Here is a 17,044-nt window from a genome sequence, read left to right as displayed (position 1 = left end):
ATCGCCGCGAGGCGGTATTCCAATCTAGGTAGTGAAACAACATGGCAAAGACTCACGAAATCAAGGTCGAGCGCCGCGCAGACGAGGGGAAGGGTGCGAGCCGCCGCCTGCGTCACGCTGGCGTCATTCCGGCCATCGTCTACGGTGGCGAACTCGAGCCGGTCAGCATCCAGCTCAACCACGAGCAGATCTGGCTTGCCCAGCAGAACGAGTGGTTCTACTCGTCGATCCTGGACCTGAATCTCAATGGCGACGTGCAGCAGGTGCTGCTGCGTGACATGCAGCGCCATCCGTTCAAGCAGCTGATCATGCACATCGACTTCCAGCGCGTCAGCGCCAACGAGAAGCTCAGTGCCGCTGTGCCGCTGCACTTCGTCAACGAGGCAACCTCGCCGGCCGGCAAGTCCAGCGAAGTGGTCGTCACCCACGAGCTCAACGAAGTCCAGGTGGTCTGCCTGCCGAAGGACCTGCCGGAGTTCATCGAGGTCGACCTCGGCGCCCTGGAAGTGGGCAACGTGATCCACTTGTCCGAGATCAAGCTGCCGGCCGGCGTGGAAATTCCGGAGCTGAAGCTGGGCAAGGAGCACGACGTGGCGGTGGTTGCTGCCAAGCACGTGCGGGTCGAGGAAGAAGACGCTGCCGGTGAAGAAGGCAGCGACGGCGCCGAGACCAAATAAGCCGTCGGCCGATCCTTCGCACTGCGTGGGATCGGCCGCGGTCGCTGGCATGTCTGCACTCCGCCTGATTGTCGGACTCGGGAATCCCGGTCCGGAACACGCGCAAACCCGGCACAACGCCGGGTTTCGTTTCGTCGATGCCCTTGTCCAGCGCCATGGCGCGCGTTGGGGGCTGGATGCCAAGTTGTTCGGCGAGACCGCCAAGGTCGAGATCGCCGGCCAGCCGGTCTGGCTGCTCAAGCCGGCCACCTTCATGAATCTCAGCGGCAAATCGATCACCGCCGCGTTGCGGTTCTGGAAGATCGAGCCGGAGCAGTTGCTCGTTGCGCATGACGAACTGGATCTGGCGCCAGGCGTCGCACGGCTCAAGTTCGATGGCGGCCACGGTGGCCAGAACGGCCTGCGCGATACCATCCGCCTGCTGGGGCACGGCAAATTCCACCGCCTGCGGGTCGGCATCGGCCATCCCGGCCACAAGGACCGCGTGGTGCCATGGGTGCTGGGACGGGCAGGGCGCGACGACGACGCGGCAATCGGGACTGCAGTGGACGCCGCCATCGACGTGCTGCCGCTGGCAATGCAAGGTAATTTCAACGAGGCGATGAAGCGCCTGCATACCAGCAGGGATGCGTGATTGGGGATTGGGGATTTGCAGCCGTGCGGCATTGCGAATCTCCAATCCCGAATCCCAAATCCCGGATGTGACCCATGGGTATCAAATGCGGCATCGTCGGCCTGCCCAACGTCGGCAAGTCGACCCTGTTCAATGCGCTGACCAAGGCGGGCATCGCTGCGGCCAATTTCCCGTTCTGCACCATCGAGCCGAATGTCGGCATCGTGCCGGTGCCGGACCCGCGCCTCAATCAGCTGGCTGAGATCGTCAAGCCGCAGAAGTTGATTCCGACCGCGGTCGAGTTCGTCGACATCGCCGGCCTGGTGGCGGGCGCGGCAAGCGGCGAAGGGCTGGGCAACAAGTTCCTCGCGCACATTCGCGAGGTCGATGCCATCACCCACGTGGTGCGGTGCTTCGAAAACGACGACGTCATCCACGTCAACAACAAGGTCGACCCGATCGCCGATATTGAAACCATCGATACCGAGCTGGCGCTGGCCGACCTGGACAGCGTGGAAAAGGCACTCAACCGTGCCGAGCGCAGCGCCAAGGGCGGCGACAAGGACGCAGCGGCGCGCAAGCCGGTGCTGGCCAAGTTGCAGGCCGCGCTGGCCGACGGCAAGGCCGGGCGTGCAGCCGGTCTGGACGAGGATGAAAAGGCGCTGGTGCGCGACCTGTTCCTGCTGACGCTCAAGCCGGTGATGTACATCGCCAACGTGCTTGAGGACGGCTTCGAGAACAATCCGCACCTGGAGGCAGTGCGCAAGCATGCGTTGACCGAGGGTGCGGAAGTGGTGCCGGTCTCGGCAGCGATCGAAGAAGAGCTGTCGCAGCTCGACGACGAGGACCGCGACACCTTCCTGGCCGATCTGGGGTTGGACGAGCCGGGCCTGAATCGCGTCATCCGCGCCGCCTACAAGCTGCTCGGCCTGCAGACCTACTTCACGGCCGGCGTCAAGGAAGTGCGCGCGTGGACGGTCAAGGCTGGCTCGACCGCGCCGCAGGCCGCGGCGGTGATCCATACCGATTTCGAGAAGGGCTTCATTCGCGCCGAGACGATCGGCTTTGACGACTTCATCAAGCATCGCGGCGAAGCCGGTGCGCGCGATGCCGGGCGTCTGCGCCTGGAAGGCAAGGAATATCGCGTGCAGGAAGGCGACGTATTGCACTTCCGTTTCAACGTCTGATCCCGTGCGCGCGGCGCTGGTCCTCGCGCGCTTTCGGGAGTGGCGAAGAGTTCAAAATTTTTGTTGACACCGGGTGCGTCCCACAACAAAATAACGGGCTGCTTCACCCCGAACCGAATTCGCTTCATCGCGCACCGGTCCGGTAGTAAAAGCTGGAGGGATACCCAAGCGGCCAACGGGGGCAGACTGTAAATCTGCTGGCTTACGCCTTCGGTGGTTCGAATCCACCTCCCTCCACCAGTTTCACGTTGTGGCATGCAGTTCCCGGCGCGGGAGTAGTTCAACGGTAGAACCTCAGCCTTCCAAGCTGATGGTGCGGGTTCGATTCCCGTCTCCCGCTCCATTGAACGCAAATGCATGGCATAATGCAAAACTCGCTCACGTAGCTCAGTCGGTAGAGCACCTCCTTGGTAAGGAGGAGGTCGAAGGTTCGATTCCTTTCGTGAGCACCATTACTCAATCGTCTTCAACTCCAAACGATTACCGAGACACGCACCCATGGCAAAAGCTAAATTTGAGCGCACCAAGCCGCACGTGAACGTCGGCACCATCGGTCACGTCGACCATGGCAAGACCACGTTGACAGCCGCGCTGACCAAGATCGGTGCTGAGCGTTTCGGTGGCGAGTTCAAGGCGTATGACGCGATCGACGCGGCGCCGGAAGAGAAGGCGCGCGGCATCACGATTTCGACCGCACACGTCGAATACGAATCCCCGACCCGTCACTACGCGCACGTCGATTGCCCCGGCCACGCCGACTACGTCAAGAACATGATCACCGGTGCGGCGCAGATGGACGGCGCGATCCTGGTGTGTTCGGCCGCCGACGGCCCGATGCCGCAGACCCGCGAGCACATCCTGCTCTCGCGTCAGGTCGGTGTGCCGCACATCGTCGTGTTCCTGAACAAGGCCGACATGGTCGACGACGCCGAGCTGCTCGAGCTGGTCGAGATGGAAGTGCGCGAGCTGCTCAGCAAGTACGACTTCCCGGGCGATGACACGCCGATCATCCACGGTTCGGCGCGTCTGGCGCTGGACGGCGACCAGAGCGACATCGGTGTGCCGGCGATCCTGAAGCTGGTCGAGGCGCTGGATTCGTTCATTCCGGAGCCGACCCGCGACGTCGACCGCCCGTTCCTGATGCCGGTCGAAGACGTGTTCTCGATCTCCGGCCGCGGCACCGTGGTGACCGGTCGTATCGAGCGCGGCATCATCAAGGTTGGCGACGAAATCGAAATCGTCGGTATCCGTGATACCCAGAAGACCACCGTCACCGGCGTGGAAATGTTCCGCAAGCTGCTGGACCAGGGTCAGGCAGGCGACAACGCCGGTCTGCTGCTGCGCGGCACCAAGCGTGACGACGTCGAGCGCGGCCAGGTGCTGTGCAAGCCGGGTTCGATCAAGCCGCATACCGAGTTCGAAGCCGAAGTCTACGTGCTGTCGAAGGACGAGGGTGGCCGTCATACCCCGTTCTTCAAGGGCTACCGTCCGCAGTTCTACTTCCGCACCACCGACATCACTGGCGCCTGCCAGCTGCCGGAAGGCGTGGAGATGGTGATGCCGGGCGACAACGTGAAGATGGTCGTGACCCTGATCAATCCGGTCGCGATGGACGAAGGTCTGCGCTTCGCCATCCGTGAAGGCGGTCGTACCGTCGGCGCCGGCGTGGTTGCCAAGATCGTCAAGTAAGTGCCTGCGTCCAGTCGCCTTGCGGCGGCTGGATTCAAACGAATGGCGGGCCGGCTAAACCGCGGTCCGCCTTCGTTGTCTTAGGGTTTGCGGTAAACGAGTACATACGCCAGTAGCTCAATTGGCAGAGCAGCGGTCTCCAAAACCGCAGGTTGGGGGTTCGAGTCCCTCCTGGCGTGCCACTCCTCTTTCCGGCCCAGCGATTCGGGTCAGATCGGTAACTAGAGCCGGATGAATAGCAAAATCGAGCCTTCCAAAAGCGCGTCTGCTGCCAGCGCCGATATCGTGAAATACGTCATCTCCGCGCTCCTGGTGATCGCGGGGTTGTTTGTGTGGTTCTGGTTTTCTGCGCCCGAGCGTGCCACGCAGTTTGGAGCCTGGACGCCGCAGTTGCGCGCGCTGGCTGTGATCGTGGGGTTGGTGGCCGGTGCGTTTGTGTTTCTGGGGACCGGCAAAGGCCGGGAAGCCCGTGAATTCATGTCCGAATCCAGGTTCGAGTTGCGCAAGGTGGTCTGGCCGACGCGCCAGGAAGCCATCCGCACGACCTGGGTCGTGATTGTTGTTGTGATCATTCTGAGTTTGCTGTTGGGCGGCTTCGACTTCGTCATCCAGAAGCTCACGCAGTGGTTCCTGGCTCGTTGAGGAGAATCAAGCAGTGAAGCGTTGGTATGTCGTTCACGCCTATTCAGGCTTCGAAAAATCCGTTGCGCAGGCTTTGCGCGACCGTATCGCGCGCACCGAGATGGAAGATCGCTTCGGCGACGTCCTGGTGCCGACCGAAGAAGTCATCGAAATGCGCGCCGGCCAGAAGCGCCGGTCCGAGCGCAAGTTCTTCCCCGGCTACGTGCTGGTGCAGATCGAGACCCACGAAGAAGCCGGTATTCCGCGCATCGACAATGAAAGCTGGCACCTGGTGAAGGAAACTTCCAAGGTGATGGGCTTCATCGGCGGCACCGCCGACCGTCCGTTGCCGATCCGCGACGAAGAGGCGGATGCGATCCTGCAGCGTGTGCAGGATGGCGTCGAGAAGCCGCGTCCGAAGGTCCTGTTCGAGCCGGGTCAGATGGTGCGCGTCACCGACGGTCCGTTCAACGACTTCAACGGCGTCGTGGAAGAAGTCAATTACGAGAAGAGCCGGTTGCGGGTTGCCGTGCTCATCTTCGGTCGCTCCACGCCGGTCGAGCTCGAGTTCGGTCAGGTCGAGAAGGGTTGAGGTCGGTTGGGCGCTGTCTAGGCGCCCGCCTCGAATGCTGCTATAGTGCGCGGCTCGCTCACCTGGCGAACCGCCGGGAATCAATGGCTGCCGCATGGCAGCCATCTGCGTGTGGTCAGAAACGTGAAGCCGGGACACGTGATTTCCCGGTCCGATGGGGAGCCTGCAGTCAAGGCGCTAGCACCCGGAGAGTATCGAAATGGCAAAGAAGATAACTGCTTACATCAAGTTGCAGGTCAAGGCTGGTCAGGCTAATCCTGCGCCGCCGGTCGGCCCTGCACTGGGTCAGCGCGGTCTGAACATCATGGAGTTCTGCAAGGCGTTCAATGCAGCGACCTCCAAGCTGGAGCCGGGTCTGCCGACGCCGGTGGTGATCACTGCGTATTCCGACCGTACCTTCACCTTCATCACCAAGAGCACCCCGGCCAGCGTGCTGCTCAAGAAGGCCGCAGGCGTGACCTCCGGTTCCAAGCGCCCTAACACCGACAAGGTGGGCAAGGTGACGCGCAAGCAGCTGGAAGAGATCGCCAAGGTCAAGGAAGCCGATTTGACGGCGGCCGAGCTGGAAGCGGCAGTGCGCACGATTGCGGGTTCTGCCCGCAGCATGGGTTTGACGGTGGAGGGCTAAGACATGGCACAGAGCAAGCGCGTTAAGGCCATTGCGGCCGCTGTCGTTCCGGGCAAGACCTATGCCTTCGAAGACGCAATCAAGATCCTGAAGACCGTTGCCAAGGCCAAGTTCGTCGAGTCGATCGACGTTGCCGTGCGCCTGGGCGTGGACGCCAAGAAGTCCGACCAGCAGGTGCGCGGTTCGACCGTGCTGCCGGCCGGTACCGGCAAGAGCGTGCGCGTTGCGGTGTTCGCACCGGCCGGCGCCAAGGCTGACGAAGCCCTGGCCGCTGGTGCCGAGGCGGTGGGCATGGACGACCTGGCCGAGAAGATGCAGGCCGGCGACCTGAGCTACGACGTGGTCATCGCCACCCCGGACGCGATGCGCGTCGTCGGTAAGCTCGGCACCCTGCTGGGCCCGCGTGGCCTGATGCCGAACCCGAAGGTCGGCACCGTGTCGGCCAACCCGGGCGAAGCGGTCAAGAATGCCAAGTCGGGTCAGGTGCGTTACCGCACCGACAAGGCCGGCATCATCCACTGCACCATCGGCAAGGCCAGCTTCGATGACGAAGCGCTGAAGTCGAACCTGCAGGCGCTGCTGGTCGATCTGATCAAGGCCAAGCCGGCCACCTCCAAGGGGACCTACCTGCAGAAGGTGTCGGTCAGCTCGACGATGGGTCCTGGCGTGACGGTCGACCAGTCGAGCCTTGCGCTGAAGTGAGTTGAAGGGTCGGGCCTGTCATGGGCCTGACCCGTCGATGGAGTACAGCATTGTTTTTCCGGCCCGGGTCACCGTGTGCTGGGAGTCCGTTCCCTCCTTTGGGGTAACGGACATTTTGAAGGCGATCGCCGGCTTGTCCGGCGGTAGCCGTCAAAGACCGCAGGCGCGGTCAGCGCAGATCGACGACGGGCACGGATGCTCGCACTGGCAAGGAGTCGCCGTCGATGCAGCGGGATCGCTTAATCAGGTTCGCAAGAGCCGGCCGGCGTAGATGGTGTCGCCCTTCTGGAGCTTTCTGGTTTACGCGCGTCTGGGACATCCCGGATCGAGCCCACTCCAGGTCTAGAACGGCCACCAAAGGAACATCGGTCGATGTTCCCGGCTTCCAGGAAGGAGGCTGCCCTGGACCGCAACCGGCAGGAGCCGCGAGCGGAGTAGTTTGAAGCGGGGATTAGGGGTTCGGCATTGGGGATTTGCAGGAGCGGCTTCATGGCTTTCGACGAATCACCAATCACCAATCACCCATCCCGGCTTTAACGGAGGAGTGCAATGGCTCTCAATCTGTCTCAGAAGCAAGAAGTAGTCGCCGAGCTGGCAGACATCGCCGCCAAGGCTCACTCCTTGATCGCCGCCGAATACGCTGGCATCACGGTCTCCCAGATGACCGCGATGCGCAAGCAGGCCCGCGAAACCGGTGTGTTCTTGAAAGTTGTTAAGAACACCCTGGCTGCGCGCGCCGTTGAAGGTACCGAGTTCGCTGTCGTCGCTGACAAGCTGGTCGGTCCTTTGCTGTACGCGTTTTCGATGGAGGAGCCCGGCGCTGCCGGTCGCCTGATCAAGGAATTCGCCAAGGGCAACGACAAGTTGCAGGCCAAGGTCGTGTCCATCGGCGGGGAACTGTTCCCGGCTGGCCACGTCGACGTGTTGGCTTCGCTGCCGACCCGCGACCAGGCCCTGGCCATGCTGGCCCGCGTGCTGTCCGAACCGGCTGCCATGTTTGCCCGTGCCGTCAAGGCCGTGGGCGACAAGCAGGGTGGTGGCGACGAAGCCGCCGCGCCGGTCGCCGAGACTGCCGAAGCTTGATGTCCTAGCGTTCGCTAGAACCCCAATCCAGAAAATCATTTAAAGGTAATCACAATGTCCCTTACCAACGAACAGATCGTCGACGCCATCGCCGAGAAGTCCCTGATGGAAGTGATGGAGCTGGTCAAGGCCATCGAAGAGAAGTTCGGCGTCTCCGCCGCCGCTCCGGTCGCTGCTGCTGCAGCTGGCCCGGCCGCCGTGGTCGAAGAGCAGACCGAGTTCAACGTGGTGCTGACCAACTGCGGCGCCAACAAGGTCGGCGTCATCAAGGCCGTCCGCGCCGTGACCGGCCTGGGTCTGAAGGAAGCCAAGGACCTGACCGAAGCCGGTGGCATGCTGAAGGAAGGCGCTTCGAAGGACGAAGCCGAGAAGATCAAGAAGGAACTGACCGAAGCTGGCGCGACTGTCGAAATCAAGTAAGCAGTACCTTGCATCGCCAGCGTTTCATGGTGATGCACTGAAGGCTGGGAGCGTAAAGCTCCCGGCCTTTGGCCGTTGATGGAAGGCCGGGATTTGAGAGTCGGCATTCGGGATTCGAAGGCAATCTTCGCGTATCCCCAATCTCGTCATCCCCAATCCCTGCTTCACCGAGTTGGTAGTTGGAAGTAGCGGGAGAAGGCGTGCTGGTGCCGGCAATACCAGCGACTTCCAACTGACAATTTTGTTATTTCAGGGCCGCCGCGACGCGGCCCCCGCAGCCTAGGGTGAAGACTCATGACGTCTTATTCGTTCACCGAAAAAAAGCGTATCCGCAAGGACTTCGGCAAGCAGCGCTCGATTCTCGAAGTGCCGTTCCTGCTTGCGATCCAGGTGGATTCCTACCGCGAATTCCTGCAGGAAGACGTGGAGCCGACCAAGCGTAAGGACCTCGGTCTGCACGCGGCACTGAAGTCGGTGTTCCCGATTTCCAGCTACAGCGGCAACGCCGCGCTGGAATACGTTGGCTACAAGCTGGGTCAGCCGGTGTTTGACGAGCGTGAATGCCGTCAGCGCGGCATGAGCTATGGCGCGCCGCTGCGCGTGACCGTGCGTCTGGTGATCTACGACCGCGAGTCGTCGACCAAGGCCATCAAGTACGTGAAGGAGCAGGAGGTCTATCTTGGCGAAATCCCGCTGATGACCGACAACGGCACCTTCATCGTCAACGGCACCGAGCGCGTCATCGTCTCGCAGCTGCACCGCTCGCCGGGTGTGTTCTTCGACCACGACCGTGGCAAGACCCACAGCTCGGGCAAGCTGCTGTACAGCGCCCGCATCATTCCGTACCGCGGTTCCTGGCTGGACTTCGAGTTCGACCCGAAGGATGCGCTGTTCACCCGTATCGACCGCCGCCGCAAGCTGCCGGTGTCGATCCTGCTGCGTGCGCTCGGCTACAGCAACGAAGAGATGCTGGCCGAGTTCTTCGAGATCAACACCTTCCACATCAATCCGGACGAAGGCGTGCAGCTGGAGCTGGTGCCGGAGCGTCTGCGTGGTGAAACGCTGAACTTCGACCTGGCCGATGGCGACAAGGTCATCGTGGAAGCGGGCAAGCGCATCACCGCCCGTCACGTCAAGCAGCTCGAAGCCGCCGGCGTTGCCGCGCTGGCCGTGCCGGACGACTATCTGCTCACCCGCATCCTGTCGCACGACGTGGTCGATGGCTCGACCGGCGAACTGCTGGCCAACGCCAACGACGAGATCACCGAAGACCAGCTGGCGGCCTTCCGCAAGGCCGGCGTCGATGCGGTCGGCACCCTGTGGGTGAACGATCTGGACCGTGGTCCGTACCTGTCCAACACCCTGCGCATCGATCCGACCAAGACCCAGCTCGAAGCGCTGGTCGAGATCTACCGCATGATGCGCCCGGGCGAGCCGCCGACCAAGGAAGCCGCTCAGAACCTGTTCCACAACCTGTTCTTCACCTTCGAGCGTTACGACCTGTCCACGGTCGGCCGTATGAAGTTCAACCGTCGCGTCGGCCGCAAGGACGTGCTGGGCGAGTCGGTGCTGTACGACAAGAAGTACTTTGCCGAGCGCAACGACGAAGAATCCAAGCGCCTGGTCGCCGAGCACACCGACACCTCCGACATCCTGGAAGTGATCAAGGTGCTTACCGAGATCCGTAACGGTCGCGGCGTGGTCGATGACATCGATCACCTGGGCAACCGTCGCGTGCGTTCGGTCGGCGAAATGGCCGAGAACGTGTTCCGCGTGGGCCTGGTCCGCGTCGAGCGCGCGGTCAAGGAACGCCTGTCGATGGCCGAGTCCGAGGGTCTGACCCCGCAGGAACTGATCAACGCCAAGCCGGTGGCTGCGGCGATCAAGGAGTTCTTCGGCTCCTCGCAGCTGTCGCAGTTCATGGACCAGAACAACCCGCTGTCGGAAGTGACGCACAAGCGTCGCGTCTCCGCACTGGGCCCGGGCGGCCTGACCCGCGAGCGCGCCGGCTTCGAAGTGCGCGACGTGCATCCGACCCATTACGGCCGCGTCTGCACCATCGAAACTCCGGAAGGCCCGAACATCGGCCTGATCAACTCGCTGGCCGTGTTTGCCCGCACCAACCAGTACGGCTTCCTCGAGACGCCGTACCGCAAGGTGCTGGACGGCAAGGTCTCCGACGACGTCGAATACCTGTCGGCGATCGAAGAGAACGAGTACGTGATCGCCCAGGCGAACGCGCTAACCGATGCCAAGAACATGCTCACCGAGCAGTTCGTGCCGTGCCGGTTCCAGGGCGAGTCGCTGCTGAAGCCGCCGGCCGAAGTGCACTTCATGGACGTCTCGCCGATGCAGACCGTGTCGGTCGCCGCGGCGCTGGTGCCGTTCCTGGAGCACGATGACGCCAACCGCGCACTGATGGGCGCCAACATGCAGCGCCAGGCCGTGCCGACGCTGCGTTCGCAGAAGCCGCTGGTTGGTACCGGCATCGAGCGTGCGGTTGCGCGCGACTCGGGCGTGACCGTCAATGCCGTGCGTGGTGGCGTGATCGAGCAGATCGACGCGGCCCGCATCGTGGTCAAGGTCAACGAGGCGGAAATCGGCGGCGGCACCGATGCCGGCGTGGATATCTACAACCTGATCAAGTACACCCGCTCCAACCAGAACACCTGCATCAACCAGCGTCCGCTGGTGAACGTGGGTGATGTGATCGCGCGCGGCGACGTGCTGGCCGACGGTCCGTCCACCGACATCGGTGAACTGGCGCTGGGCCAGAACATGCTGATCGCGTTCATGCCGTGGAACGGCTACAACTTCGAAGACTCCATCCTGCTCTCCGAGCGCGTGGTGGAAGAGGATCGTTACACCACGATCCACATCGAGGAACTGACCTGCGTTGCACGCGACACCAAGCTGGGGCCGGAGGAAATTTCCGCCGACATCCCGAACGTGTCCGAGCAGGCGCTGAACCGTCTGGACGAGAGCGGCGTGGTGTACATCGGTGCGGAAGTGCGCGCCGGCGACATCATGGTCGGCAAGGTCACGCCGAAGGGCGAGAGCCAGCTGACCCCGGAAGAAAAGCTGCTGCGTGCGATCTTCGGTGAGAAGGCGTCCGACGTGAAGGACAGCTCGCTGCGCGTGCCCCCGGGCATGGACGGCACCGTCATCGACGTGCAGGTCTTCACCCGCGACGGCATCGAGAAGGACAAGCGTGCGCGTCAGATCGAAGAGTCCGAGATCAAGCGCGTTAAGAAGGACTTCGACGACCAGTTCCGCATCCTGGAAGCGGCCATCTACGCACGTCTGCGTTCGCAGATCGTGGGCAAGGTTGCCAACGGCGGTCCGAACCTGAAGAAGGGCGACAACGTCACCGACGCGTATCTGGACGGGCTGAAGAAATCCGATTGGTTCCAGCTGCGCATGAAGGACGAAGACGCCGCCGACGCCATCGAACGCGCACAGAAGCAGATCCAGGCGCACGAGAAGGAATTTGAAGCACGCTTTGCCGACAAGCGCGGCAAGATCACCCAGGGCGATGACCTCGCACCGGGCGTGCTGAAGATGGTCAAGGTGTTCCTGGCAGTGAAGCGCCGCATCCAGCCGGGCGACAAGATGGCAGGCCGCCACGGCAACAAGGGTGTGGTCTCCAATGTCGTGCCGGTCGAGGACATGCCGTACATGGCCACCGGCGAGCCGGTCGACATCGTGCTGAATCCGCTCGGCGTGCCGTCGCGTATGAACATCGGCCAGATTCTGGAAGTGCATCTGGGCTGGGCCGCCAAGGGCCTGGGTCGCAAGATCCAGCGCATGCTGGAAGCCCAGGCGGCGGTCAGCGAGCTGCGCAAGTTCCTGGACGACATCTACAACCACGACAGCGCGATCAATGCACAGCGCGTGGACCTGTCGCAGTTCAGCGATGAGGAATTGCTCAACCTGGGCAAGAACCTGATCGATGGCGTGCCGATGGCCACCCCGGTGTTCGACGGCGCCAGCGAAGCGGAAATCAAGCGCATGCTGGAACTGGCCGAGCTGCCGCAGAGCGGTCAGACCCAGCTGTACGACGGTCGTACCGGCGAAGCGTTCGATCGCAAGACCACGGTCGGCTACATGCACTACCTGAAGTTGAACCACCTGGTCGACGACAAGATGCATGCGCGCTCGACCGGTCCGTACTCGCTCGTCACCCAGCAGCCGCTGGGCGGCAAGGCGCAGTTCGGTGGTCAGCGCTTCGGTGAGATGGAAGTCTGGGCGCTGGAAGCCTACGGCGCGGCCTACACCCTGCAGGAAATGCTGACGGTGAAGTCCGACGACGTGCAGGGCCGCAACCAGATGTACAAGAACATCGTCGATGGTGAGCACGAGATGGTCGCGGGCATGCCGGAATCCTTCAACGTGTTGGTGAAGGAAATCCGCTCGCTGGCGATCAACATGGAACTGGAAGAGTGATCGCGCCGGATCCCGGTGCCGCAACGCGGTGCCGGGATCTGGAACGTAAGTCCCTCGGTTTCATCTCAGATACGAAATTCCTCCGACCCGGAGATATCAAATGAAAGACCTGCTCAACCTCTTCAATCAACAGCGCCAGACGCTGGATTTCGACGCGATCAAGATCGCGCTGGCATCGCCGGACCTGATCCGTTCGTGGTCCTACGGCGAAGTGAAGAAGCCCGAAACCATCAACTACCGGACCTTCAAGCCCGAGCGTGACGGCCTGTTCTGCGCCGCCATCTTCGGACCGATCAAGGACTACGAGTGCCTGTGCGGCAAGTACAAGCGCATGAAGCACCGCGGCGTGGTCTGCGAAAAGTGCGGCACCGAAGTCACCCTGGCCAAGGTGCGTCGCGAGCGCATGGGTCACATCGACCTGGCCTCGCCGGTCGCGCACATCTGGTTCCTCAAGTCGCTGCCCTCGCGCATCGGCCTGATGCTGGACATGACCCTGCGTGACATCGAGCGCGTGCTGTACTTCGAAGCCTACGTGGTCACCGAGCCGGGCCTGACCCCGCTCGAGCGCCGCCAGCTGCTGACCGAAGAGCAGTACCTGACCGCACGCCAGGAGTACAACGACGACTTCGACGCCGCCATGGGCGCCGAGGCCGTGTACGAATTGCTGCGCACGATCGACCTGCAGTCGGAAATGACCCGCCTGCGCGAGGAAATCGCCAGCACCGGTTCGGAAACCAAGCTCAAGCGCCTCACCAAGCGCATCAAGCTGATCGAAGCCTTCCTGGAATCGGGCAACCGTCCGGAGTGGATGGTCATGACCGTGCTGCCGGTGCTGCCGCCGGACCTGCGTCCGCTGGTGCCGCTGGATGGCGGCCGCTTCGCGACCTCGGATCTGAACGATCTGTACCGCCGCGTGATCAACCGCAACAACCGTCTGCGTCGTCTGCTCGAGCTCAATGCGCCGGACATCATCGTGCGCAACGAGAAGCGCATGCTGCAGGAATCGGTCGATGCGCTGCTGGACAACGGCCGTCGCGGCCGTGCCATCACCGGCACCAACAAGCGTCCGCTGAAGTCGCTGGCCGACATGATCAAGGGCAAGCAGGGCCGGTTCCGTCAGAACCTGCTCGGCAAGCGCGTGGACTACTCCGGTCGTTCGGTCATCACCGTCGGTCCGTACCTCAAGCTGCACCAGTGCGGCCTGCCGAAGAAGATGGCGCTGGAGCTGTTCAAGCCGTTCGTGTTCGCCAAGCTGCAGCGTCGCGGCCTGGCCACCACCATCAAGGCCGCCAAGAAGCTGGTCGAGCGCGAAGAAGCCGAAGTCTGGGACATCCTGGAAGAAGTGATCCGCGAGCATCCGGTGCTGCTGAACCGTGCGCCGACCCTGCACCGCCTGGGCATCCAGGCGTTCGAGCCGGTGTTGATCGAAGGCAAGGCCATCCAGCTGCATCCGCTGGTGTGTACTGCGTTCAACGCCGACTTCGACGGTGACCAGATGGCCGTCCACGTGCCGCTCTCGCTGGAAGCCCAGCTGGAAGCGCGTGCGCTGATGATGTCCACCAACAACATCCTGTCGCCGGCCAACGGCGAGCCGATCATCGTGCCGTCGCAGGACGTGGTGTTGGGCCTGTACTACATGAGCCGCGCCCTGGAGAACAAGAAGGGCGAAGGCATGGTGTTCGCCAACACCAGCGAAGTGAAGCGCGCCTACGACAACCGCGTGGTGGAACTGCACGCCAAGGTCAAGGTCCGCATCACCCAGGTGGACGTGGAAGCCGACGGCAAGCGCAGCAGCGGCACCTCGATCGTGGACACCACGGTCGGTCGTGCGCTGCTGAGCGAAATCCTGCCCGAAGGCCTGCCGTTCCAGCTGGCCAACACCGAGATGACCAAGAAGAACATCTCGCGTCTGATCAACTCCAGCTACCGTTTGCTGGGCTTGAAGGACACCGTCGTGTTCGCCGACAAGCTGATGTACACCGGCTATGCCTATGCGACCCGCGCAGGCGTGTCGATCGGCATCGACGACATGCTGATCCCGGACGAGAAGAAGGGCATCCTCACCGAGGCCGAAGCCGAAGTGCTGGAGATCCAGGAACAGTACCAGTCCGGTCTGGTCACCGCCGGCGAGCGCTACAACAAGGTCGTGGACATCTGGTCGCGCACCAGTGAGCGCATCGCCAAGGCGATGATGGACACCATCGGTACCGAGAAGGTCGAAAATGCCAAGGGCGAGACCATCGACCAGAAGTCGATGAACTCGCTGTACATCATGGCCGACTCCGGTGCGCGTGGTAGCCAGGCGCAGATCCGTCAGCTGGCCGGCATGCGTGGCCTGATGGCGCGTCCGGATGGCTCGATCATCGAGACGCCGATCAAGGCGAACTTCCGCGAAGGCCTGAACGTGCAGGAGTACTTCAACTCCACCCACGGTGCCCGTAAGGGTCTGGCCGATACCGCGCTCAAGACCGCGAACTCGGGGTATCTGACCCGTCGTCTGGTCGACGTGGCACAGGACGTGGTGATCACCGAGGTCGATTGCGGCACCACCGAAGGGTTGATCATGACCCCGATCGTGGAAGGCGGCGACGTGGTGGAACCGTTGCGCGAGCGCGTGCTGGGCCGTGTGGTGGCCGAGGACGTGTACTTGCCGGGCAACGACGAAGAGCCGATCGTCACCCGCAACACGCTGCTGGACGAAGCCTGGGTTGCCAAGCTGGAAGACGCCAGCGTGCAGTCGGTGAAGGTGCGTTCGACCATCAGCTGCGAATCCTCGTTCGGCGTTTGCGCACGCTGCTACGGTCGCGATCTCGCCCGCGGTCACCAGGTCAACATCGGTGAGGCGGTCGGCGTCATTGCGGCGCAGTCGATCGGTGAGCCGGGTACCCAGCTGACCATGCGTACGTTCCACATCGGTGGCGCGGCATCGCGTGCGGCGGCGGTGGACAACATCACCGTCAAGACCACCGGTTCGGTGAAGTTCAACAACCTCAAGTCGGTGGCGCACGCCAGCGGCGCGCTGGTCGCTGTCTCGCGTTCGGGCGAACTGTCCGTGCTCGACGGCCATGGCCGCGAGCGCGAGCGTTACAAGCTGCCGTACGGTGCCACCATCACCGCCAAGGATGGTGATGCGGTCAAGGCCGGGCAGGGTGTGGCGAACTGGGATCCGCATAACCACCCGATCGTGTCGGAAGTGGCCGGTTTCATCCGCTTCATCGACTTCGTCGACGGCGTCACCGTCATCGAGAAGACCGACGAACTGACCGGTCTGGCCTCGCGTGAAATCACCGACCCGAAGCGTCGCGGTGCACATGCCAAGGAGCTGCGCCCGATCGTGCGCATCGTCGACGGCAAGGGCAACGACCTGACGATCCCGAATACGGATCTGCCGGCGCAGTACCTGTTGCCGCCGCGCTCCATCGTCAACCTGCAGGACGGCGCCGCCGTCGGCGTGGGCGACGTGGTCGCCAAGATCCCGCAGGAAGCGTCCAAGACCCGCGACATCACCGGTGGTCTGCCGCGCGTTGCCGATCTGTTCGAAGCGCGCAAGCCGAAGGATCCGGCGATCCTGGCCGAGCGCTCGGGCATCATCAGCTTCGGTAAGGACACCAAGGGCAAGCAGCGCCTGATCATCAAGGACACCGATGGGTCGGAACACGAAGAGCTGATTCCCAAGTACCGCCAGATCATCGTGTTCGAAGGCGAGCATGTGACCAAGGGCGAGACCGTGGTGGACGGCGAGCCGAGCCCGCAGGACATCCTGCGTCTGCTGGGTGTCGAGCCGCTGGCCGCGTATCTGGTCAAGGAAATCCAGGACGTGTATCGCCTGCAGGGCGTGAAGATCAATGACAAGCACATCGAGGTGATCACCCGCCAGATGCTGCGCAAGGTCGAGATCACCGACCAGGGCACCAGCAAGTTCCTCAACGGCGAGCAGGTCGAGCGCCAGCGCGTCATCGAGGAAAATGCCCGCCTGGTCAAGCGCAACGAGCTGCCGGCCAAGTACGATCCGGTGCTGCTGGGTATCACCAAGGCCTCGTTGGCCACCGAGTCGTTCATCTCGGCGGCCTCGTTCCAGGAGACCACCCGCGTGTTGACCGAGGCTGCCGTGCGCGGCACCCGCGACAACCTGCGCGGTCTGAAGGAAAACGTGATCGTGGGTCGTCTGATCCCGGCCGGTACCGGCCTGGCGTATCACGCCGGACGCCGCAAGTCGTCGGGTCTGACCGACTCGGAAATGGAAACGCTGTCGGGCAAGCCGACGGTTGCCGAACCGGTCGCAGCCGTGGCCGACGCTGGCGCGGACGAGGAGTAAGCGCTCCGACGGCGGTCGCAAGATCGCCGTAAGCCAAGCGAAAAGGAGGGCAGGAGGCCCTCCGTTTTCCG

The 17,044-nt window shown here is 62.8% G+C and carries 12 protein-coding genes and 4 tRNA genes; all 16 read left to right on the top strand.

The window, feature by feature from the left end; genetic code table 11:
* Window positions 1–41 precede the first annotated feature (41 nt).
* The 16 genes from EO174_RS19615 to rpoC all read left to right on the top strand — a co-directional run bounded on the left by EO174_RS19615 (window position 42) and on the right by rpoC (window position 16,973).
* Window positions 42–677 carry a 50S ribosomal protein L25/general stress protein Ctc gene (locus tag EO174_RS19615; RefSeq protein WP_104582259.1) on the top strand — a complete coding sequence of 212 codons (636 nt, stop codon included), beginning with the start codon at window positions 42–44 and terminating at the stop codon, window positions 675–677.
* Window positions 678–726: 49 nt separating this feature from the next.
* Window positions 727–1,311: an aminoacyl-tRNA hydrolase gene (gene pth, locus EO174_RS19610; RefSeq protein ID WP_126946781.1), complete on the top strand. Its 585-nt coding sequence runs from the start codon at window positions 727–729 to the stop codon at window positions 1,309–1,311.
* A gap of 74 nt (window positions 1,312–1,385) precedes the next feature.
* The gene (gene ychF, locus EO174_RS19605; protein WP_104582261.1) at window positions 1,386–2,477 is read left to right on the top strand and encodes a redox-regulated ATPase YchF; all 1,092 of its coding nucleotides are present in this window, start codon (window positions 1,386–1,388) and stop codon (window positions 2,475–2,477) included.
* A 154-nt stretch (window positions 2,478–2,631) separates the two neighbouring features.
* A tRNA-Tyr gene (locus EO174_RS19600) sits at window positions 2,632–2,717 on the top strand.
* A gap of 29 nt (window positions 2,718–2,746) precedes the next feature.
* Window positions 2,747–2,820, top strand: a tRNA-Gly gene (locus EO174_RS19595).
* Between the two features lie 33 nt (window positions 2,821–2,853).
* A tRNA-Thr gene (locus EO174_RS19590) sits at window positions 2,854–2,929 on the top strand.
* Between the two features lie 46 nt (window positions 2,930–2,975).
* On the top strand, window positions 2,976–4,166 hold the full coding sequence (tuf, locus tag EO174_RS19585; RefSeq protein ID WP_104582262.1) for an elongation factor Tu: 1,191 nt from the start codon (window positions 2,976–2,978) through the stop codon (window positions 4,164–4,166).
* A gap of 106 nt (window positions 4,167–4,272) precedes the next feature.
* Window positions 4,273–4,348: transfer RNA gene (locus EO174_RS19580), tRNA-Trp, on the top strand.
* 49 nt (window positions 4,349–4,397) lie between these two features.
* Complete coding sequence (secE, locus tag EO174_RS19575; protein WP_104560438.1) at window positions 4,398–4,808, top strand: preprotein translocase subunit SecE; 411 nt, start codon at window positions 4,398–4,400, stop codon at window positions 4,806–4,808.
* A 13-nt stretch (window positions 4,809–4,821) separates the two neighbouring features.
* Window positions 4,822–5,379 (top strand): transcription termination/antitermination protein NusG, encoded by a 558-nt coding sequence (gene nusG / locus EO174_RS19570; RefSeq protein ID WP_016900683.1) that lies wholly within the window; start codon window positions 4,822–4,824, stop codon window positions 5,377–5,379.
* Window positions 5,380–5,578: 199 nt separating this feature from the next.
* On the top strand, window positions 5,579–6,007 hold the full coding sequence (gene rplK / locus EO174_RS19565; protein WP_016900682.1) for a 50S ribosomal protein L11: 429 nt from the start codon (window positions 5,579–5,581) through the stop codon (window positions 6,005–6,007).
* Window positions 6,008–6,010: 3 nt separating this feature from the next.
* Entirely contained in the window at window positions 6,011–6,709 is a 699-nt protein-coding gene (gene rplA, locus EO174_RS19560) for a 50S ribosomal protein L1 (RefSeq protein ID WP_104582263.1), read from the top strand.
* A gap of 549 nt (window positions 6,710–7,258) precedes the next feature.
* The gene (gene rplJ / locus EO174_RS19555) at window positions 7,259–7,792 is read left to right on the top strand and encodes a 50S ribosomal protein L10 (RefSeq protein WP_104582264.1); all 534 of its coding nucleotides are present in this window, start codon (window positions 7,259–7,261) and stop codon (window positions 7,790–7,792) included.
* A 54-nt stretch (window positions 7,793–7,846) separates the two neighbouring features.
* Window positions 7,847–8,212 carry a 50S ribosomal protein L7/L12 gene (gene rplL, locus EO174_RS19550; RefSeq protein ID WP_008574194.1) on the top strand — a complete coding sequence of 122 codons (366 nt, stop codon included), beginning with the start codon at window positions 7,847–7,849 and terminating at the stop codon, window positions 8,210–8,212.
* A 294-nt stretch (window positions 8,213–8,506) separates the two neighbouring features.
* Window positions 8,507–12,658: a DNA-directed RNA polymerase subunit beta gene (gene rpoB / locus EO174_RS19545; RefSeq protein ID WP_126946778.1), complete on the top strand. Its 4,152-nt coding sequence runs from the start codon at window positions 8,507–8,509 to the stop codon at window positions 12,656–12,658.
* A gap of 100 nt (window positions 12,659–12,758) precedes the next feature.
* Complete coding sequence (rpoC, locus tag EO174_RS19540) at window positions 12,759–16,973, top strand: DNA-directed RNA polymerase subunit beta' (protein WP_104582265.1); 4,215 nt, start codon at window positions 12,759–12,761, stop codon at window positions 16,971–16,973.
* The last annotated feature ends 71 nt before the right edge of the window (window positions 16,974–17,044 follow it).

This window comes from Xanthomonas sp. BRIP62418 (assembly GCF_003993495.1).
GTDB classification, from domain to species: domain Bacteria; phylum Pseudomonadota; class Gammaproteobacteria; order Xanthomonadales; family Xanthomonadaceae; genus Xanthomonas; species Xanthomonas euroxanthea.
The sequence above is the reverse complement of the archived record's forward strand: the minus strand, read 5'-3'. Positions and strand labels throughout refer to the sequence as shown.